Source organism: Achromobacter sp. SLBN-14, from assembly GCF_006715415.1.
Taxonomy (GTDB): Bacteria; Pseudomonadota; Gammaproteobacteria; order Burkholderiales; family Burkholderiaceae_B; genus Achromobacter; species Achromobacter mucicolens.
This window is the reverse complement of the sequence record NZ_VFNE01000001.1, coordinates 2631718-2651870: the sequence shown is the minus strand read 5'-3', so window position 1 is coordinate 2651870 and position 20153 is coordinate 2631718. Positions and strand designations below refer to the sequence as shown.

General features: G+C 68.8%; 18 protein-coding genes. 7 read left to right on the top strand and 11 right to left on the bottom strand.

The window, feature by feature from the left end; genetic code table 11:
* Window positions 1-6 precede the first annotated feature (6 nt).
* The 6 genes from FBY20_RS12145 to FBY20_RS12120 all read right to left on the bottom strand — a co-directional run bounded on the left by FBY20_RS12145 (window position 7) and on the right by FBY20_RS12120 (window position 5553).
* On the bottom strand, window positions 7-1053 hold the full coding sequence (locus FBY20_RS12145; protein WP_142052355.1) for a glycosyltransferase family 1 protein: 1047 nt from the start codon (window positions 1051-1053) through the stop codon (window positions 7-9).
* Window positions 1054-1173: 120 nt separating this feature from the next.
* Window positions 1174-1410 (bottom strand): DUF1289 domain-containing protein, encoded by a 237-nt coding sequence (locus tag FBY20_RS12140; RefSeq protein WP_056327298.1) that lies wholly within the window; start codon window positions 1408-1410, stop codon window positions 1174-1176.
* 92 nt (window positions 1411-1502) lie between these two features.
* Window positions 1503-2390 (bottom strand): alpha/beta fold hydrolase, encoded by an 888-nt coding sequence (locus FBY20_RS12135; protein WP_056327296.1) that lies wholly within the window; start codon window positions 2388-2390, stop codon window positions 1503-1505.
* A 37-nt stretch (window positions 2391-2427) separates the two neighbouring features.
* The gene (gene leuD, locus FBY20_RS12130) at window positions 2428-3078 is read right to left on the bottom strand and encodes a 3-isopropylmalate dehydratase small subunit (RefSeq protein ID WP_142052352.1); all 651 of its coding nucleotides are present in this window, start codon (window positions 3076-3078) and stop codon (window positions 2428-2430) included.
* Entirely contained in the window at window positions 3075-4496 is a 1422-nt protein-coding gene (gene leuC / locus FBY20_RS12125; RefSeq protein WP_142052349.1) for a 3-isopropylmalate dehydratase large subunit, read from the bottom strand. Before leuC ends, leuD begins: the two co-directional genes overlap by 4 nt.
* 76 nt (window positions 4497-4572) lie before the next feature.
* Window positions 4573-5553: a tripartite tricarboxylate transporter substrate binding protein gene (locus FBY20_RS12120; RefSeq protein ID WP_142052346.1), complete on the bottom strand. Its 981-nt coding sequence runs from the start codon at window positions 5551-5553 to the stop codon at window positions 4573-4575.
* A 127-nt stretch (window positions 5554-5680) separates the two neighbouring features.
* On the opposite strand from FBY20_RS12120, the gene FBY20_RS12115 reads away from it, so the two are divergent.
* Window positions 5681-6604, top strand: a complete 924-nt coding sequence (locus FBY20_RS12115; protein WP_056327288.1) for a LysR family transcriptional regulator — start codon at window positions 5681-5683, stop codon at window positions 6602-6604.
* Between the two features lie 4 nt (window positions 6605-6608).
* Here the strand turns inward: FBY20_RS12115 and FBY20_RS12110 are convergent, their stop codons facing one another.
* The 3 genes from FBY20_RS12110 to FBY20_RS12100 are packed head-to-tail and all read right to left on the bottom strand — an operon-like array spanning window position 6609 to window position 9016.
* Window positions 6609-7250, bottom strand: coding sequence for a flavin reductase family protein (locus FBY20_RS12110; protein ID WP_056327286.1), 642 nt, complete (start codon window positions 7248-7250; stop codon window positions 6609-6611).
* A 1-nt stretch (window position 7251) separates the two neighbouring features.
* Window positions 7252-8010: a GntR family transcriptional regulator gene (locus FBY20_RS12105; protein ID WP_056327284.1), complete on the bottom strand. Its 759-nt coding sequence runs from the start codon at window positions 8008-8010 to the stop codon at window positions 7252-7254.
* A gap of 49 nt (window positions 8011-8059) precedes the next feature.
* A complete protein-coding gene (locus FBY20_RS12100) occupies window positions 8060-9016 on the bottom strand; it encodes a polysaccharide deacetylase family protein (RefSeq protein WP_174245409.1) in 957 nt (318 codons plus the stop codon).
* A 230-nt stretch (window positions 9017-9246) separates the two neighbouring features.
* Here FBY20_RS12100 and FBY20_RS12095 point away from each other — a divergent pair, with 230 nt between their 5' ends.
* Genes FBY20_RS12095 through FBY20_RS12085 form a run of 3 tightly spaced genes read left to right on the top strand, consistent with a single transcriptional unit; the run spans window position 9247 to window position 13832 of the window.
* Window positions 9247-10437: an ABC transporter substrate-binding protein gene (locus tag FBY20_RS12095; RefSeq protein WP_056327282.1), complete on the top strand. Its 1191-nt coding sequence runs from the start codon at window positions 9247-9249 to the stop codon at window positions 10435-10437.
* A gap of 27 nt (window positions 10438-10464) precedes the next feature.
* Window positions 10465-11343, top strand: coding sequence for a branched-chain amino acid ABC transporter permease (locus tag FBY20_RS12090; RefSeq protein ID WP_056327280.1), 879 nt, complete (start codon window positions 10465-10467; stop codon window positions 11341-11343).
* Window positions 11343-13832: a branched-chain amino acid ABC transporter ATP-binding protein/permease gene (locus FBY20_RS12085; RefSeq protein WP_142052343.1), complete on the top strand. Its 2490-nt coding sequence runs from the start codon at window positions 11343-11345 to the stop codon at window positions 13830-13832. The genes FBY20_RS12090 and FBY20_RS12085 overlap by 1 nt, the downstream gene beginning before the upstream one ends.
* Window positions 13833-13881: 49 nt before the next feature.
* Here FBY20_RS12085 and FBY20_RS12080 read toward each other — a convergent pair whose 3' ends face one another.
* Window positions 13882-14886: an Lrp/AsnC family transcriptional regulator gene (locus tag FBY20_RS12080; protein WP_142052340.1), complete on the bottom strand. Its 1005-nt coding sequence runs from the start codon at window positions 14884-14886 to the stop codon at window positions 13882-13884.
* An 82-nt stretch (window positions 14887-14968) separates the two neighbouring features.
* On the opposite strand from FBY20_RS12080, the gene FBY20_RS12075 reads away from it, so the two are divergent.
* Both FBY20_RS12075 and FBY20_RS12070 read left to right on the top strand, forming a co-directional pair.
* A complete protein-coding gene (locus FBY20_RS12075; RefSeq protein WP_142052337.1) occupies window positions 14969-16273 on the top strand; it encodes an MFS transporter in 1305 nt (434 codons plus the stop codon).
* An 84-nt stretch (window positions 16274-16357) separates the two neighbouring features.
* Window positions 16358-17785 (top strand): amidase, encoded by a 1428-nt coding sequence (locus tag FBY20_RS12070; RefSeq protein ID WP_142052335.1) that lies wholly within the window; start codon window positions 16358-16360, stop codon window positions 17783-17785.
* A gap of 58 nt (window positions 17786-17843) precedes the next feature.
* Here FBY20_RS12070 and metK read toward each other — a convergent pair whose 3' ends face one another.
* Window positions 17844-19007 carry a methionine adenosyltransferase gene (metK, locus tag FBY20_RS12065; RefSeq protein ID WP_142052332.1) on the bottom strand — a complete coding sequence of 388 codons (1164 nt, stop codon included), beginning with the start codon at window positions 19005-19007 and terminating at the stop codon, window positions 17844-17846.
* A gap of 275 nt (window positions 19008-19282) precedes the next feature.
* Between metK and FBY20_RS12060 the strand changes: the two genes are divergently transcribed.
* Window positions 19283-20149, top strand: coding sequence for a lysophospholipid acyltransferase family protein (locus tag FBY20_RS12060; protein ID WP_062838878.1), 867 nt, complete (start codon window positions 19283-19285; stop codon window positions 20147-20149).
* The last annotated feature ends 4 nt before the right edge of the window (window positions 20150-20153 follow it).

Sequence of the window (20153 nt, the reverse complement as noted above, 5' to 3'; positions counted from 1 at the left end):
TCTGTATCAGGTTGTGGTGGCCCAGGCGTTGGCCGCCCCGCGCGAATCCCCCTGCGTCAGCGGCACCAGTGCATCCAGCAGGTCCGCGGCGACCGAATCCCAGCTGCGGGTCAGCGCGTGTGCCCGCACGGCGTCGCGGTCCAGCGGCAGCGCGGCCAGGCAGGCGCGCTTCAGGTCGTCGTCCAGCCGGCCCGTGACGCCCTCCTGCACCACGGCAATGGGCGCCTCGCTGCGGAAGGCGGCAACCGGCGTGCCGCAGGCCATCGCCTCCAGCATGACAAGCCCGAAGGTATCGGTCAGGCTGGGAAACACGAAGACGTCGGCCGCCGCGTAATACCCCGGCAGCGCGCCGTCCTGCTGCATGCCCAGGAAGACGGCGTCCGGAAAGCGCTTTTTCAGGCGCGCCTCGTCGGGCCCCGCGCCCACCACCACCTTGGTGCCCGGCAGATCCAGGGACAAGAAGGCATCCAGGTTCTTTTCCTTGGCGACGCGGCCCACGCTCAGCCAGACGGGCCGGGGCAGATCCCGGAACGCCTGGCTGGACGCGGGCTGGAACTTGCGCGGATCCACCCCGCGCGACCAGACCCGCAGATTCGCCAGACCGCGCCGCACGAGGATGTCGCGCACCGTGGGCGTGGGCACCAGCACGCACTGCGACGGCCGGTGAAACCAGCGCAGGTAGCGCCACGGGAGCGCGGCGGGGATGCCCATGCGCGCCTCCAGGTAGTCCGGAAACATGGTGTGAAAGGACGTGGTGAAGCGCCAGCCGCGCCGCAGCGCCATGCGGCGGGCCGCCAGCCCCAGCGGGCCTTCCGTGGCGATGTGCAGCGCATCGGGAATGGTGTCGCCCAGCACGCGGCGCAATTGCCGGCCGGGCGTGAGGCACAGGCGCAGATCGGGTTCGGAAGGCGCGGGGAGGGTTCGGCTGCCCTCGGGGCTCACCACGATCAGCTCGTGGCCCCATTCGCTGAGGATCTGCCGCATGGTCGTCCAGGTGCGGACGACGCCGTTGACTTGCGGATGCCAGGCATCCGTGACGAGAACGATGCGCATGATGGAGCCGGAAGTGGGCAATGGCGCTATTGAGCCTACGCCATGTGACAAGCCCAAGACGGGGACAGGGTCCCGGCCCTCAAGGCCACGAAAGCGGTGTGGCGCCCCCGGCGCGGCGCGTCAGTTGTTGCGCCGCGGATACCCTTGCGAGCGGATGCGGATCCAGACTTCGCGCTTTTCGGCTTCCGACATGAACACCCAGTTGGCGACTTCCATGGCGGTGCGGCCGCAGCCGCGGCAGATGTCGTCAAACAGCGTGGAGCAGACGGCCACGCAGGGCGAATCCGAGGCCTTGAAGGCGCGTTGCGCGTCCTCGGCGTCGGGCAATTCGGAAAGATCGGCGAAGTAACGATTCATGGGGCGAAGGTTAACACCAGGGGTGCGTCCCTTTTTGGATATCCCTATCGCCCGCCAAGGCTTGGTTGACACGCGGACCCGCCCCGCCTGCCTCAGCGCCAACCGAAGAAATCGCCTGCCTCGGCCAGCACCGCGTCCGGCGATTCCTCCGCGAGGTAATGCGCGCCCGGCAGCGGCCCGCCCGTCACGTCGTCGGCCACCGCGCGCCACAGCGCCAGCACATCGAAGTTGCGGCCGACGGCCCCGCGCTCGCCCCACATCGCGCGCACCGGCATGCGCAGGCGCTCGCCGGCCGCTCGGCCCGCTTCGTCATGCGAAAGATCGATCGTGGCCGAGGCGCGGTAATCCTCGCAGATGCCCGTGGCCCACCCGGGCTGACGCGCGGCGCGCTCGTATTCCGCCATGGCCTCGTTGGAAAAGTGCGCCAGCCCGCCCGGCCGGCCGCCCATCACGGACCGCAGGTAGAAGACCGGGTCGTGTTCGATCATCGTTTCGGGCACGGGGGCCGGCTGGATCAGCCAGAACCAATGGAAGTAGGCCTGCGCAAAGGCGCGCGTCGTGCCTTCGTACATATCCAGCGTGGGCGCGATGTCCAGCAGCATCATGCGGGCGACGGCCTCGGGATGATCCAGCGCCAGCCGGTGCGCGACCCGCGCGCCGCGATCATGGGCCAGGATCTCGAAGCGGTCATGACCCAGGCCGCGCATCAGCGCCACCATGTCCGCCGCCATGACCCGCTTGGAATGAGCGGCGTGATCGGCTCTGGCGGCGGGCTTGTCACTGTCGCCATAGCCGCGCAGGTCCGCGGCCACGCAGGTGCGATGACGCGTCAGCTCGGGCCAGACGCGGTGCCAGATGGCGTGGGTCTGCGGATGCCCGTGCAAGAGCAGCAGCGGCGGACCCGAGCCGTCGATGCGGGCGGCGATCTCCACACCGTTGGCGGCAAAGCGCCGCACCGGCAGGTCGAAAAAGGCGGTCATCTGCGTCATCTCCTATCGTCGTGGCGCGACTGCCGCGTCAGGCGGCGTCCAGCCGGTCGCGCACCTGGCGCGCCACGTCCTTCATCCACGGAAAGCGCGCCCAATGGCGGGCTTCGAAACGCGCGACCTCTGGCAACTGCTGCAGCGTCGCGCCCACCATGTCCTGCCCCTGCGCGAACATGCTGCGATGCCGCGCCGGCAGGTCAAAGCGGGCCTGCCAGCCATCGGCGGCGCGCACCTGGCCGGCCATCACGTCGATGCCGACGGGGTTGGATCCGGCCGCCGGGGTATTGGACACCTTCGAGAGCAGCGCGTCGACCTCGGCGGGCGGCAGCGTCACCAAGAGCAAGCCGTTGTTGAGCGCGTTGAAATAGAAGATCTCGCCAAAGCTGGACGCGATCACCGCCCGGATGCCGAACTGCTGCAAGCCCCAGACGGCGTGTTCACGGCTGGAGCCGCAGCCAAAGTTGGGGCCCGCCACCAGAATGCTGGCGCCCGCATAGGCCGGCTGATTCAGCACGCAGTCCGGCCGCGGCGCGCCCTGCTCGTCAAAGCGCAGGTCGTACAGCAGGCCCTTGTCCAGCCCGGCCTTGTCGATGATGCGCAGAAACTGCTTGGGCATGATCTGGTCGGTGTCCAGATTGGAATACGGCAGCGGCGCGGCCACGCCTTCGATCATTGCAGTCATTTGGCGTCTCCCCATGCGCGCACGTCGACGATACGGCCGGCCAGCGCGGCGGCGGCGGCCATGGCGGGACTCATCAGATGCGTGCGCCCTGCCCGCCCCTGACGTCCCTCGAAATTCCGGTTGGTGGTGGATGCGCAGCGCTCGCCCGGGCGGAGCACGTCGTCGTTCATCGCCAGGCACATCGAACAGCCGGGCTGGCGCCATTCGAAGCCCGCCGCGATCAGGTCGGCCGCCAGCCCCTCGGCTTCGGCCTGCACGCGCACGGCGCCTGACCCCGGCACCACCATCGCGCGTACCCCCGCGGCAACCTTCCTGCCGCGCGCCAGATCCGCGACGACGCGCAGGTCCTCGATTCGGCCGTTCGTACAGGAGCCGATGAACACCCGATCGATCGGCACCCCGGCGATCGGCTGGCCCGCGGCAAGGCCGATATAGTCCATCGCCTTCTCCAGCGCCAGCCGGGCCAGCGTGTCCGGCTCGTCGCGCGGATCCGGCACCGCGCCGTCGACGGCAATCGCCTGGTCCGGGCTCGTGCCCCACGTCACGAAGGGCGCAATGCGGCTCGCGTCGAACACGTGTTCCACATCGAAGCGCGCGCCGTCGTCCGAGCGCAGCGTGGCCCACCAGGCGCGCGCCTCGTCCAGCAACGCGCCGCGCAGCTGCGGCGCGTGCGCCGTGACGTAGGCGTCGGTGACGGCGTCCGGCGCGATCAGCGCGGCGCGCGCGCCGGCCTCGACCGTCATGTTGCACAGGGTCATGCGCGCTTCGGCGGACAGCGCGGCCACGGCCTCGCCGCAGAACTCCACGGCATGGCCGCGCGCGCCCTGCGCGCCGATGCGGTGCACGATGTAGATGACCAGATCCTTGGCCGACACATGCGCCGGCAGCGCGCCGTCGATGCGGATCCGCATGTTGCGCGCCACGCGGTACACCAGCGTCTGCGTCGCCAGGATGTGCTCGACTTCGCTCGTCCCGATGCCAAAGCCCAGGGCGCCCAGCGCGCCATACGTGGTGGTGTGGCTGTCTCCGCACAGCACCACCATGCCGGGCAGGATCATGCCGTGTTCGGGCGCGATGACGTGCTCGATGCCCTGCAGCGGATCGGTGGTGTCAAAGAGCGCGATGCGCTGTTCGTCGCAATTGCGCTTCAGGTTCAGCGCCTGGCGCGACGAGGCATCATCGGCGATCACGCGCAGCGCGGACGGCACGGGATGCGTGGGGATGATGTGGTCCACCACCGCCATCTGCTGACCCGGCCGCAACACGCCCCGGCCGCGCGCGGCCAGGCCGCTGAAGGCTTGCGGGCTGGTGTACTCGTTCATGATGTGCAGGTCGACGTAGAGCAGCACGTGCTCGCCGTCGATCCGGGCCACCTCATGGCTGGCCACCAGTTTGTCGTATAGCGTCATGCCGGGCATGTCTGTGCTTCCTTGCTTGAAGAATGCGCCCGCGGCGCGCGCGGGCGGGTAATGCGCGTTAAACCTTGAAAAGCGCTCAATTCGCCTCGATCCCGGCTTCCTTGACGATGCCGGACCAGCGCGTCATCTCCGCGGCCACCATCGCATCGGTCTTGTCCGGCGACGTGATCAGGGGTTCGAAGCCCTCTTTCTGCATGCGCTGCGTCAGCGCGGCCGATTTCAGCGCCTGGCCAAGCTTGGCGTTCAGCGTGTCGATGACCGGCTGCGGCGTTCCCGCCGGCGCGCTGATGACGAACCAGGTGTTGAATTCGTAGCCGGGCAGGCCGGACTCGGCGATGGTCGGCACGTCGGGCAACAGCGGCGAGCGCGCCGTGCCCGTCACCCCGAGCGCGCGCAGCTTCTTGCCATCGACCTGCGGCTTGGCCGCGGACAGCACCGGAAAGCTCATCTGCACCTGTCCGCTGATCGTGTCCAGCATGGCGGGACCGCCGCCCTTGTACGGCACGTGCATGATCTGCGTCTTGGAAACGGACTTGAACAACTCGGCCGCCATGTGGAACGTGCTGCCGGTGCCGGCCGATCCAAAGCTCAGGTCGTTGGCGGGACGGGCGCGCACATAGGCCAGCAGTTCGCTCACCGACTGCACGGGCAACGCATTGGTGACCGTCAGCACATGCTGCGACGTGCCCACCGTGCCCACGGACCGCAAGTCCTTCGCGGTATCGAACGGCATGGTCTTGAAGAGCGCCGGATTGATGGCCAGCGACATGGTGTTGATGCCCAGCGTGTAGCCGTTGGGCTCGGCGCGCGCCACGGCCGTCATGCCGATGTTGCCGGACGCGCCGGCGCGGTTCTCCACGATCACGCTTTGCCCCAGTTCCTTGGCCCACGCGTCGGAGATCAGGCGGGCCGCGATGTCCACGCTGCCGCCCGGCGCGAACGGCACGATCAGCGTCACCGCACGCTCGGGAAAGGGGTTGCTGGCGGCGGCGGAATGGGCCCAACAGGATGCGGCAAGGGCGGCGCACAATGCGCCGGCCAATCTGGCTGTCTTCATTTTTCGGGTCTCCTCGGTTGGCCGCGTGGATGCGGCTCTGTATCGGTGAACCCAGTGTATAGACCTAGTCGGTTCTTATAATTCGGAGAAAAAATAAAGCTTTGTTAAATCGGATTTATAAATAGCCATGGATGCGCTCTCCGATCTCGCCTTTTTCTCGCTCGTGGTCAAGCACGGCAACCTGTCCGCCACCGCCCGCGAACTGGGGCTGACTCCGCCCGCGGTCAGCACGCGCCTGGCCAAGCTGGAGCAGCGCCTGGGGGTGCGCCTCTTGAACCGCACCACCCGCCGGGTCAGCGTGACGCAGGAAGGCGAGCTGTATCTTGCCGAGGGCTCCCGCATCCTGGCCGACCTGCAGGCGCTGGAGCGTTCGGTGTCCAGTGCGCGCGCCCAGCCCCAGGGGCTGCTGCGGCTGAACGCCACGTTCGGCTTCGGACGGGCCCACATCGTGCCGGCCGTCTCGGACTTTTGCCGGCAGTACCCCGATGTGGAAGTGCAGATGCGGCTGACCGACAGGCCGCTGAACCTGATCGAGGAAGGCTTTGACGTGGCGGTGCGGTTCGGCGACCTGCCCGATGCGCGGCTGACGGCACGCCGGATCGCGTCCAACCGGCGCCTGCTGTGCGCATCGCCCCGCTACCTGGAGACGCATGGCGAGCCGCGCACGCCCGGCGACCTGCAGCGCCACCGCTGCATCGTCGTGCGCGAGAACGACGTGGCCTACGGCACCTGGCGGCTGGAATCGGGCGCCCGCGCGGAAACCGTGAAGGTGCGCGGGCCGGTCAGCTCGAACGACGGCCAGAGCGCATTGGAATGGGCGCTGGACGGCCACGGCATCGTCATGCGCTCCGAATGGGAAACCGCGGCGCACCTGCGCGAAGGCCGGTTGCGCGAGGTCCTGACGGACTGGCGCACCCCGCCCGCCGACATCCACGCCCTCTATCCGGAACGGCTGAACCTGCCGGCCAAGACGCTGGCCTTCGTCGACTTCCTGTCGCGGCGCTTTGCGCGCCGCGTGCGCGCGCCGGGCTCGGACGCCGCGGTGTGGTGAGCGCTCAGATCTCGTCGATGGGCGTGCGGGCGGCAGCGCCCGCGGGCGCGCTGTCCGCGTCGATGGCGTAGCGGTCGCGCGTGCGCACATAGAAGCTGGCGCCAAACCGACCCACCGGAAAGTAGTCCTGCAGCCGCACGCGCCACGTTTCCGTGTCGATCAGCCCGTCGCGCGCATGCAGCCAGCGGACCTGGCCGATGAAGATCTGGCGGCTGGCCGTCTCCAGGGTTTCAAAGAGCGTGCACTCGAACGCAACAGGCGCCTCTACGATGCGCGGCGGCGCCACGCGGTGGCTGGGCGCGGCGTCCAGGCCCGCATGCGCCAGTTCGCTGACATCGGACGGCAGACGGTCGCCGCAGCGGTGCATCTTTTCCGCCATGGCCTCGTCGGTCAGGTGGACCACGAATTCCTTGTCCCGCGCGATGTTGACCGCCGTGTCCTTCAGGCCGCCGTCTTCCAGGCGGTTGATGCTGACCATCACGATGGGCGGGTCCTCGCCCAGCATGTTGAACATGCTGAACGGCGCGGCGTTGACCACGCCGGTCTCGGACAGCGTGGTGATCAGCGCGATCGGCCGGGGCACGATCAGGCTGGCCATCAGCTTGTAGCGCTGGTATTCGGTGATAGCGTCGAAGTCGATTTCCATATCAGGCCAGTCCCAGCATCTGGGCAAGGGTTTGCGCGGGCTGCGGGCGCTCCAGGCTGATGCGCCGCTCCAGGTCCGCAAGGTGGTTGTCGTTGATCCGCACGGCTTCGGCCACGTCGCCGCGCTCCAGCATGTCCACGATCAGCACGTGCTCGCCGTGTTCGCATGCGGCATTGCCCGGCGGCTCGTACAGCGCCACGATGAGCGAACAGCGCGACACCAGCTCGGCCAGGTAGCCGTGCAGGATGGTGTTGCCGGACAGTTCGCCCAGGCGGACGTGAAAGGCGCTGGCCTGCCGCGCCCAGGCCGGTTGCCCGGCGCGATGCAGCAGCGCGTGCTCGTCGCGCAGCTGCCGGCGCAGCGAGGCGTAGTCGGCGCGCGTGGCGCGGGCCGCGGCCAGCGGCAGCAGCGCGGCTTCCAGCGCGCGGCGCGCCTGGAAGATCTGGCGGGTGTCTTCAGGGGTGGGTTCGGCCACCACCGCGCCGCGGTTGTGATGCAGGTCCACCACATGCTCGTGCGCCAGCCGCTGCAACGCCTTGCGGGCCACCGACCGCGACACGCCGAACAGTTCGCAGATCGCGGCTTCGGGCAGCTTGGTGCCGGGCGTGAGCCGCTGGCTCATCACGCTTTCGTAGACCGCTTCGCAGATGCGGCGCTCCATGTCGGCGTCGGGCAGGACGTCATCGTCCGCGGCGGGCTTGGCGGACTTGGACCGCGCGGTGGCGGAACTGTTGGGTTTGGCGGCGCTTTTGGTGGACATGCGGGACTCGGGTCAACAAGGGAAACACATCAAGGTGGCGGGACAGCGCCTAGTCGATCACGCCCGGCGGCAGGCTGTCCACGTGCCGGCAGATCTCGCCCGGCGTGGTGAACCAGATCTCGCCCCGGTCGCGGGCGGCGGCCAGCGGCGCCAGCGCGCGCCGCAAATGACGCAGCCGGTACGGCTGGCCGACGATGTACGGATGCAGCGCGATGCCCATGACCAGCGGCTGGCGGACCGCCTGCGCGCGCATTTCCTCGAACTGGTCAAGGATCATATCGGCAAAATCGCGCGCGTCCATCTTGCGGCCCATGATCATCGGAATGTCGTTGAGCTCCTGCGGATACGGAATCGCCCACAGGTCGCCCGCGCGGGTGCGCATGCGCATCGGCTGGTCGTCATGGCACCAGTTCAGCGTGTACCGGTAGCCCGCCTCGGCCAGCAGGTCGGGCGTCGAGTGGCTCTCGGAGATCCAGGGCGACAGCCAGCCGGCCGGCTCGCTGCCCGCATGCCGCAGGATGCGGTCGCGGCAATGCGCAAGCAGCGCGCGCTCCTCGGCTTCGGGCAGCCCGCCCTGCCGGTGCGCGTTGCTGTACCCGTGGCCGATCAACTCGTCGCCGCGCGCAAGAAAGGCATCCACCAGTTCCGGGCAGTGCTCGTACAGCGCGGTATTGATCAGCACGCCAGCCGGCAGGCGCAGTTCGTCGAACAGTTCCAGACAGCGCCAGGCGCCCACACGGTTGCCGTATTCGCGCCAGGCGTAGTTCAGGACGTCCGGATGCGGAGACGGCGGGCCGAGCTCGGCGCCCAGCCCCTCTCCGAAGGCGAAGTGCTCGATGTTGAACCCCAGGTACACGGCCAGGCGCGCGCCATTGGGCCACGAATAATCCGCGCGGCCGGCGATGCCGCGATACGGAAAGCGGCCGTGGCAGGCCAGGGGTTGCGGCGTCCATGGGGACTGATCGTCGCGCCCCGGATTAGTGCTTTGAAGCGAGGATGGATTCATTTTGGTGCAAATCCTGAAGCATGATTGTGAACAAAATCGCTGCGGTTTTGGCGACAAAATCCTGGCATCGGTGTGCACAAACCCCGTCTGCGCCGCCCGCGCCCTGCGGCGGCGGGGCGAAGTCGGCATACGGCAGGCGGCGCGGAACAGGTGGCATGGATCTTGCATGAGGGAACGAAGCAGCACTTAACCCCATGCAAGATTCATTCCACTTTTTCAGGAGTGTCCCGATGACCCCGACCCGTCGTTCCTTCATGCGCCGCGCGACCGCCGCCGCACTTTTCGCCGCGGGCCTGGCCACGCAGCCGGCGCTGGCCGCGGACCCGATCAAGATCGGCCTGATCACCGCGCTGTCCGGGGAGTCGGCGCGCGCGGGCGAAGCGCTTACGCGCGGCATGACGGTCGCCATCGACGAGATCAACGCCCGCGGCGGCCTCCTGGGCGGCCGCCAGGTCGTGCTGGTGCGCCGCGACGACGAAGGCAATCCCGCCAAGGGCATGGCCGCCGCGCGCGAGCTGATCTACAAGGAAAAGGTTGCCGTGCTGTTTGGCGGCCTGGACACGCCGGTCTCCATGGCCATCGTGCCCATCGTGAACCAGGAAAAAGTGCCGTTCATGGGCCCGTGGGCCGCCGGCACGGCCATCACGCAGAACAAGGGCACCCCCAACTTCGTGTTCCGCGTGTCCGCGATGGACGAGATCGTCGACAGCGCGATGGTGCAGTACGCGCAAAAGACGTTCCAGAGCGCCAAGCCCGGCATGATCCTGGTGAACAACCCCTGGGGCGAGTCCAACGAAAAAGGCCTGAATGCCGCGCTGGCCGCGGCCAAGGTCACGCCCGCCGGCGTCGAGAAATTCCAGCCCAACGACCTGGACATCGTGCCGCAACTGAGCCGCCTGAAGGCCGCCGGCGCCGACACGCTGTTCCTCGTGGGCAACGTGGGCCCGTCGGCGCAGGTGGTGAAGTCGCTGGACCGCATGGGCTGGAAGGTGCCGGTCGTCTCGCACTGGGGCCCTGCCGGCGGACGCTTCACCGAGCTGGCCGGTCCCAACGCCAAGAACGTGCACTTCGTGCAGACCTACAGCTTCTTCGGCAAGCAGGGACCGGTGGGCGAGAAGGTGATGCAGGCGCTCAAGGCCAAGTATTCCGACATCAAGGGACCGCAGGACATCACGCCCGCCGTGGGCGTGGCCAACGCCTACGACGGCATGCAGCTGGCCGCGCTGGCTATCGCGCAGGCCGGTTCCACCGACGGCGACGCGGTGCGCCAGGGCTTCTACAAGATCGGCAAGTACGAAGGCCTGATCAAGACGTACGAGCAGCCCTTCACGCCGGCCACGCACGACGCGCTGCGCCAGGACGACTACGTCTGGACGCACTTCATCGACAACCGCATCCTGCCCGTCAAGGGCACGCAGTAACGCGGCCGGACCACGCGGGAGACGCGCATGTTGTTGATGTCCGCCATCGTCAGCGGCCTGGGCCTGGGAAGCATGTACGGCCTGATGGCCCTGGGCTTTTACCTGACCTACGCCGTGTCCGGCACGGTGAACTTCGCCCAGGGCAGCTCCATGATGCTGGGCGCCGTGCTGACCTACACGTTCGCCCAGACGCTGGGCTGGCCGCTGGCCATCGCGCTGGTGTTCGCCCTGGCGCTGTGCGCGCTCTACGGCCTGGTCGTGGAACGGCTGGCGGTCAGGCCGTTTGCCAGCCGCGGTTCGAACGCGTGGCTCATGTCCACCGTGGCGCTGGGCATCGTGCTGGACAACGTGGTCATGTTCACGTTCGGCAAGGAGCCGCGCAGCCTGCCGTCGCCGCTGGCGCAAGCGCCGCTTGAAATCGGCGGACTGGGGTTGGGCATCTACCCGCTGCAACTGCTGATTCCGGTGGTCGGACTGGCGCTGGCGGCGGCGCTGCACACCTTGTCGCGCCGCACCCGCTGGGGCGTGGCGCTGCTTGCCGTGGTGCAGAACCCGAACGCCGCGCGGCTCATGGGCATCCCCGTGCGTCACGCCATCATGGCCGCCTTCGCGGTATCCACGCTGTTCGCGGGCGTGGCCGGCGCGCTGGTCGCCCCGCTCTTTAACGTGACGGCGGACATGGGCACCCTGTTCGGGCTGAAGGCCTACGTGGTCGCCATCCTGGGCGGCATCACCAGCGCGTGGGGCGTGATGATCGCGGGCCTCCTGTTTGGCGTGGTCGAAGCGCTGATCACCGTGGCGCTGGGGTCGGGGTACACGCAGATCATCAGCTTCACGCTGGTGATCGTCATGCTGGCCGTGCTGCCCAATGGCCTGTTCGGGCGCGCCGATGTGAGGAAGGTCTGATGAACACGCAATCCGCAATGCGCTGGCTGCCGCCGGCGCTGTACGCCCTGCTGGCCGCGGTGGCCCTGATGCTGGCGGCCACCGTCAACGGCTACTACGTCTTCGTGCTGGGCAACGTGGCGCTGCTGGCGCTGGCCGGCATCGGGCTGAACGTGCTTCTGGGTCTGACCGGCCAGATGTCGTTCGGCCACGCGGGCTTTTACGCGATCGGCGCCTACACGGTCGCCATCCTGACCGGCCAGGCCGGGTGGAGCTTCTGGCTGGCGTGGCCGGCCGCCGCGCTGGTGTGCGCCGCGTTCGGCCTGCTGCTCGCGGTACCGGCGCTACGCGTGAAAGGCCCTTATCTGGCGATGATCACGATTGCCTTCGGCTTCATCGTGGAGCACGCGCTGATCGAGGGCGGCGCCCTCACCGGCGGCCAGAACGGCCTGATGGGCATCGTGCAGCCCGCCATCGGCGGCCTGGGCGGCGACCGCGGCGTGGCCATGCTGGCCATCGTGGCGGTGTTTGCCGCGCTGATCGGCTATGCGCTGCTGTCGCGCGGCACATGGGGCGCGGCCATGCGCGCGGTCAAGGACAGCGAGACGGCCAGCGAATCGATCGGCATCAATCCGCTGGCGGTCAAGGCGGTGGCCTTCATGGTATCGGCCGCCGTGGTCGGGCTGGCGGGCGGCCTGTATGCGCCGCTGACCGGCATGATCACGCCGCACAACTTCAATTTCATGCAGTCCATCCTGTTCGTGCTGGCGGTGACGATCGGCGGCGCGGGCTCGCTGGCCGGACCGCTGCTCGGCGCGGTGGTGGTGGGCCTGCTGCCGGAAATGCTGTCCAGCCTGGAGGAATACCGCCTGCTGTTCTTTGGCGCCTTCCTGCTGGTGGTGCTGTGGGCCGCACCCGAAGGCGCCGCCGGACTGCTGGCGCGCTGGCGCCGGCGCGCGCAGACGCAGGGTCTGGCGCCCCGCCACGGCGCCATGCCCACGTCCGTGCGGGCCCGCCGCACACTGCATGCCGACGCGCTCACCATGACCTTCGGCGGCGTGCGCGCCGTGCAGGCGGTGTCGTTCACCGTGCCGCCCGGCGCCGTGACCGCGCTGATCGGCCCCAACGGCGCGGGCAAGTCCACCGTCATCAACATGCTGAGCGGCTACTACCAGCCGACCAGCGGCAACGTGAAGCTGGGCGATGCGCCGCTGGCCGCGCTGGCGGCCCACCGCGTGGCCCGCAGCGGCATCGCCCGCACCTACCAGACCTCGCAGCTCTTCGACACATTGAGCGTCGAGGACAACGTCGCGCTGGGCATGTTGCGCGGCCGCCTGGGCGGGCTGCTGGCCTCGCACCGATACCTGGCGGCCGACGTGCGCGAACGTGCGCGCGCCCTGCTCGCGTTCTGCGGCTACGAAGGCGCGCTGGACATTGCCGCGGCCGACCTGCCGCACGTGGACCGGCGGCTGGTGGAAATTGCGCGGGCGCTGGCCACCGATGCCGACGTGCTGCTGATGGACGAGCCCGCGGCGGGCCTCTCGCGCGAGGACAAGACGCGGCTGGCCGGACTGCTGCGGCGCATCGCCGACGCGGGCGCGGGCGTGCTGCTGGTCGAGCACGACATGACACTAGTGATGGGCGTGTCCGATCACATCGTGGCGATCGACGCCGGGCGCGAACTGGCGCAGGGCAGCGTCGCCGAGATCCAGCAATCCCCCGAGGTGCGGCAAGCCTACCTGGGCGACGAGGCCGCGCGCCGTGCGCCGGCCGCGCGGCACAGGCCGGCGGGCGAGGCGCTGCCGCCCGAGGTGCTGGGCGTGGGCAACCTGACGACCGGCTACGGCGCCAACCCCGTGCTGCACGGCATCGATCTGCAGGTCAGGCAGGGCGAGATGGTGGCGCTGTTGGGCGCGAACGGCGCGGGCAAATCCACGCTGATGCGCACGCTGGCGGGGCTGCACCGGCCCGCGCAGGGCGGCATGCACCTGCAGGGCCAGGAACTGCACGGCCTGGCCGCGGACCGCATCGTCGCGCGCGGCCTGGTGCTGGTGCCCGAAGGCCGCCAGGTGTTTCCGGGGCTGAGCGTGCTGGACAACATCCGGCTGGGCGCCTTCCTGCATCCGGAGGACCGCGAGGCGCGCGTCGAGGAAATGCTGACGCGCTTTCCGCGCCTGCGCGAACGGCTGCACCAGCGCGCGGGGCTGCTTTCCGGCGGCGAGCAGCAGATGCTGGCGATTGCGCGCGGCCTGATGGCCAAGCCCGTGATCCTGCTGCTGGACGAGCCGTCGCTGGGCTTGGCGCCCAAGATCATCGACGAGCTGTTCGAGGCGCTGGACCGGCTGCGCAAGGAATCGATGACGATCCTGCTGGTGGATCAGATGGCCGCGCTGGCGCTGTCGCTGGCCGACCGCGCGTACGTGCTGGAATCCGGCCGGGTGGCGGCGCACGGCGCCGCGGCCGACATCGCGCAGGACGGCGCGCTGGCCCGCGCGTACCTCGGCGCCTGACCGGCGGGGCGGCGGCAGGGCGGTTGCCCCGCCGGCCGCCGTCTCCCCGTCACGCCGCGTCCGGATCCAGCCGCGCCCCCGCGCGCACAATGCCGCAGCGCTTGTGCGCGCGCATCACCACGCCCACCTCGCTGTTCAGCACCCCGTCCAGCTCGCCCAGCCGGCGCGTCACCACGTCCCACAGATGCAGGCTGTCGCGGCACAGCACGTGCCAGAAGAGCTGCGAGGCGCCGCTGGTGCCGAACAGGCAGCGCGTGTTGGGGTCCAGCGCCAGATGCGCGGCCAGCGCGTCGACCGCCTGCGGCCGCACCTGCACGGAAATCACCGCCTCCACCGGAAAGCCCACCAGCGCCGGCTCGACTTCGACGCGAAAGCTCAGCGCGCGGCGCTCCACCAGGTTCTGCAGCAGACGATGCGCGGTCGGTTCGCTGACGCCGGAACGCTCGGCCAATTCGGCCAGGCTGGCGCGCCCGTCGCGCATCAGGTGCGTCACCATGCGCTGCTCGGGATCCGTCAACGCCACGGGCGGCGACAGCCGCGGCGCGTCCGCATCGCCGCCGGCCTGCGGCTGGATGCGCCACTGGCCCGCGCGCCGGAATGGCCGCAGCACCAGCCGCGCCTCCACGTGTTCGACCCCATCGATGGACGGCAGCACGCGGGTCACCACGTCCGGCATGTCAGCCGCGTCGGCAAGCGTCAGCTCGGCCATCAGGTCGGCCGATCCGGCCAGCGTCACGACGAGCTGGCTGATGTCCAGCCGCGCCAGGCGCTCGGCCACGTCCGGCACGCGGCCCGATCGGCAGCGCACCCACGCGTGCAGCACCACGCCGCGGCCGGTGGCCAGCGGATCCGGTTCGGCGATGACGCGCAGCGCGTCCGCGTCCATCAGGCGCTTGATGCGCCGCGCCACGGTTCGTTCTGCGATGCCGGTTGCCGCGCCCAGCTCCCGCCAGGAGGCACGAGGCTGCGCCTGCAGCGCGACGAGGCACGCGAGATCCGTCTCGTCCAACGCGCCGATTAGGGAATTACCCTTACTTGACGTGACCATATTCATTAATCTAACGTTCGCGCATTGATAAAAACAAAAATTTTATTGGTCTATTTGACCAAAAAACAAAACCCACTTTGAGGACGTCATGAGCAGCACATCCGCAACCTTGCGTCAGGCGCAAGGGGCAAGCGCCCCGCCCGTTTCGCGCGGCCGCACGATTCTGGCCGGTAGTGTAGGCAATGCGGTGGAATGGTTCGATTGGACCATCTACGCGTCGTTCGCCATCTTCTTTTCCAGCCAGTTCTTTCCGCCGGGCAACGAAACCACCGCCCTGCTCGCGACGTTCGGCATCTTTGCGGTGGGCTTTTTCATGCGTCCCGTCGGCGGCTGGGTGCTGGGCATCTTCTCGGACCGCTATGGCCGCAAGGCTGCGCTGGGCCTGACGATCCTCATGATGGCGGGCGGCTCGCTCATCATCGCCATCACGCCCACCTACGCCACCATCGGCATTGCCGCCCCCCTGCTGCTGACCGCCGCGCGCCTGCTGCAAGGCCTGTCGCTGGGCGGAGAGTATGCCTCGGCCACGACCTTTCTGGCGGAAATGGCGCCGCCCAACAAGCGCGGCTTCTATTCCAGCTTCGTGTTCTTCAGCGCCGCGGTCGGCATCCTGGCCGCCTCGGCCGTGGGCTGGATCCTCACCACCGTTCTCACCAAGGCCGACATGGCCGAGTGGGGCTGGCGCATCCCGTTCATGCTGGGCGCGCTGGGCGGCCTGGCCGGCATGTGGATCCGCCGCGCCATCCCGGAAACCGAAGCGTTCTCGCACGCCAAGAAGGCTGGCGTTGAAAAGCAGCCGCTGCGCACGCTGCTGCGCGACCACCCGCGCGAAGTGCTGCGCATCGTCGGCTTCTCGGTCCTGACCACGTTTGCGTTCTACATCTTCGTGGCCTACGTGCCCACCTACGCCATCCGGCAGGTTGGCGCCGATCCCAAGACCGCGTTCGCGGCCAACACCGTCGCGCTGATCGTGTTCATGCTGGTGCAGCCGCTGTTCGGCATGCTGTCCGACCGCATCGGCCGCAAGCCGCAGCTCATCTTCTTTGCCGCGGGCTACCTGATCTTCTTCTACCCGGTCATGACCACGCTCGGGCCGTCGTTCGGTTCGATCCTGGCGGTCGAGCTGTTCGGGCTGGTGCTGTACGCCATGTACACCGCGATTGCGCCCGCCATCATGTCGGAACAGTTTCCCACCAGCGTGCGCGCCGTCGGCATCGGCACGCCGTACAACCTGGTCGTCGCGCTGCTGGGCGGCACCACGCCCTACCTGCTGACCTGGCTGCAAAGCAAGGGCATGGAGCGCTGGTTCTTCTATTACGTGCTGGCCGGCGCCGTGATCACGCTGATCACCTTCATCCGCATGCCCGAGACGAAGGGCCAGGTCCTGAAATAGGCTGTCCTCTTCTCGCGCCCTTCCCTCACATCGCTTTCCGGTCCCGCCGCGGACCGGAAGGCTTTTTCCTTTTCGATGAGACTTATGCCCGCCCAAGACATCGACCTGCATTTCCAGGATGCGCGCCAGCTCGCCCGCGCCATCCGCGAGCGCAAGCTGCGTTCGCGCGATCTCACCCTGCATTTCCTTGACCGGATCGAACGCGGCGCGGCGCTGGCGGCCTACAGCGTGGTCACGGCCGAGCGCGCGCTGGCCCAGGCCGACGCGGCGGACCGGCTGCTGGACGCCGGCATTTGCGCTGGCCCCCTGCATGGCGTGCCCGTCGCGGTCAAGGACAGCGTGCAGTGGGAAGGCACCGTCGTCAGCGGCGGCTCACAGGCGCGCGCCGGCGTTGTCAGCACCGAGACCGCCGCCGCGGCTCGCGGGCTCGCGGCAGCGGGCATGGTGATCCTGGGCAAGACGCGCATGACGGAATTCGCGTTCGGGCTGTCGGGGCAGAACCCGACGCAGGGCACCGCCCGCAATCCGTGGGACGCCACCGTGGCGCGCGCGCCCGGCGGTTCGTCCAGCGGCGCGGGCGTGGCCGTGGCCGCGGGCCTGGCCCCGATCGCGCTGGGCGGCGACACGGGCGGCTCCGTGCGCGCGCCGGCGGCGCTGAACGGCGTGGTCGGCTACAAGCCGTCCTCCGGTCTCATCAGCCGGGCCGGCTGCCTGCCGCTGTCGGAAACGCTGGACGTGCTGGGCCCGATCGCGCGCACCGTCGCCGACGCGCGTCTGCTTACGCAACTGCTGGCCGCGCCGGACGTCGATGACGCCGCCACGCTTGCGCTGCCCGCCACCTGCTTCACCAGCCTGCGGCACAGCGCCCCCCGCAAGCCCGGCGCCGTCGCCGTGCTGGCGCCGCAGTCCTGGCCCGCCCCGCTCACCGACGAGGCGCTGCAAGCCTGGCACGCGGCGCAGCAACGCCTGGCGCAGGCCGGCTATACGCCCGCCGCCTGGCATCCGCCCGCGTCGCTGTCCTTTGCCCGCATGGCCGACGACAACTCGCTGGTGCTGGCCTACGAGGCCTATCGGCATTTCGGCGCGCTGGCCGAAGACCCTTCGCAACCGTTGTGGGACGTGGTGCGCGCGCGCATCGCCGCCGGCGGCCGGATCACGCAGGCCAGCTACGAGGCCGCGCTGTCGCGCCGCCAGGCCGACATGGCGGTCTTCGGGCAGGCCATGCAGGGCATCGACGCCTTGCTCATGCCCGCGATCGACCAGGCCGCGCAGGCGCTGGACGCGCAGGACACGCGCCACGCCGGCCTGGGCAAACTGCTGCGCCCGGCCAACTTCCTGGGCGCGGCGGCGGTCGCGCTGCCGTCAGGCCTGGACGCGCAGGGCTTGCCGAGCGCCGTGCAGTTGCTGGCGCCCGCGGGCGCCGATGCCGCGCTGCTCGATTGCGCGGCGGCGCTGGAAGCAGTGCTGTCGCCCGTGCCGCGGCATCCGGACCTGTCGGCCTGGGGACTCTGAAAAAGAAAAAGCGCCCGATCGGATCGGGCGCTTTTTTTAACCGGGGTAGCGGTTCGCGTCAGGCGGACTTCTTCAGTTCCTGGACCTTGTCCGTGGCTTCCCACGAGAACTCGGGCTCGGCGCGGCCGAAGTGGCCGTAGGCGGCGGTCTTGGTGTAGATCGGGCGCAGCAGGTCCAGCATGTTCACGATGCCCTTCGGACGCAGGTCGAAGTGCTCGCGCACCAGCTTGGCGATCTGGTCGTCGGGGATGACGCCCGTGCCTTCCGTGTAGACGGTGATGTTGATGGGTTCGGCCACGCCGATGGCGTAGCTGACCTGCACCTGGCACTGGCGCGCCAGACCGGCGGCCACGATGTTCTTGGCCACGTAGCGGGCGGCGTAGGCGGCCGAACGGTCGACCTTGGACGGATCCTTGCCCGAGAACGCGCCGCCGCCGTGCGGGCAAGCGCCGCCGTACGTGTCGACGATGATCTTGCGGCCGGTCAGGCCGCAATCGCCTTGCGGGCCGCCAATGACGAAGCGGCCGGTCGGGTTGACCAGGAACTTGGTCTTGGGCGTGATCAGGCCTTCGGGGAAGCTGGGCTTGATGATGTCTTCGATGACCGCTTCGCGGATGGTCTCTTGCGAGACTTCCGGCGCATGCTGGGTCGACAGCACGACGGTGTCGACTTCGGCGGGACGGCCGTCGACGTAGCGGAACGTGACCTGCGACTTGGCGTCCGGGCGCAGCCAGCCAAGGCGTCCGTCCTTGCGCAGTTCGCTCTGGCGCTGCACCAGGCGGTGCGCGTACCAGATCGGGGCAGGCATCAGGTCGGGGGTTTCGTCGCAGGCGTAGCCGAACATCAGGCCTTGGTCGCCCGCGCCCTGGTTCAGGTAGTCTTCCGAGCTGCGGTCCACGCCCTGCGCGATGTCGGGCGACTGCTTGTCGTAAGCGACCAGCACCGCGCAACCCTTGTAGTCGATGCCGTACTCGGTGTTGTCGTAGCCGATGCGGCGGATCGTGTCGCGCGCGACCTGGATGTAGTCGACGTTGGCGGTGGTGGTGATTTCGCCAGCCAGCACGACCAGGCCGGTGTTGCACAGCGTTTCGGCTGCGACACGCGCGTTCGGGTCTTGCGTGAAGATGGCGTCGAGGATCGAATCGGAGATCTGATCGGCAACCTTGTCGGGGTGCCCTTCGGAGACGGATTCGGAAGTAAAGAGAAAATCGTTGTTGGCCACAGATGCGTCCTTAGTGTCCGGTCTTGCCGGCGCATAGGTTCTCGAGGCGCGTTGCACCCCGGTCTGCATGACAATGCCAACTGGGCGCGACGCTTTAGCGGATTTGGCACGGGCCGCGCTAAGCGCTTTGCCCTTGCCGTCGCCCCGCAAGTTGTCGGTTAACTCGGCGACTGGGCGCATTTTAAGCGAAAATGCCGTTCTTATGCTTGCGGCCGGGGTGTATCCATATGCCTCGATCAGCGGTATTACCCTGCCCGATTTCAACCTTTTGAAGCATGTTGCTGCCCCTGTTCCGACTTTTTGCCGCCCTGCCGCTCCCCGTCGCGCATGCGATCGGGCGGTTCGCGGGACGCGCCATCTACGCCTTGCCGGGCAAATACCGGCGGCGCCTGCAGGCCAATGCGGCGCAGGCCGGCTACCCCGGCGCGGCGTTCGCGCGGCGCGCGGCGGCCGAAGCCGGTGCGATGATCCTGGAAAATCCCCGCGTCTGGTTCCGCAACCAGGAAAGCCTGGCGCAGGTGGTTTCGGACGATGACGACGTCGTCGCCGCCGCCCGCGCCGAAAACAGGGGCATTCTCTTTCTGACCCCGCACCTGGGCTGCTTCGAGATCACCGCCCGCTATCTGGCCCGCCAGATGCCCATGACGGTGATGTTCCGCCCCCCGCGCAAGCAAGCGCTGGCGCCGCTGCTGGAAACGGCGCGCAACAGCTCGGCCGTCAATGCGGTGCCCGCCAACATGCAGGGCGTGCGCGAATTCGTGCGCGCGTTGCGCCGCGGCGAATCCGTCGGCATGCTGCCCGATCAGGCCCCCAGCGTGGGCGACGGCGTGTGGGTGCCCTTCTTCGGACGCCTGGCCTACACCATGACACTGCCCGGCAAGCTCGCGTCGCAGACCAATGTCCCCATCATCCTCACCGCCGGCGAACGCCTGCCCAAGGGCCGCGGCTGGCGCATCCACTACGTCCGGGTGCCCGAGCCGCTGCCGGCCGAGCCCGAGGCCCAGGCCGCGCTCATCAACGCCGCAATGGAAACGCTGATCCGCCGCTGCCCCGACCAGTACCTCTGGAGCTACAACCGCTACAAGACCCCGCGCGGCGCCACGCCGGCGCCCGGCGCCGAACCGCCGCCCCCGGCCGCCTGAGCCT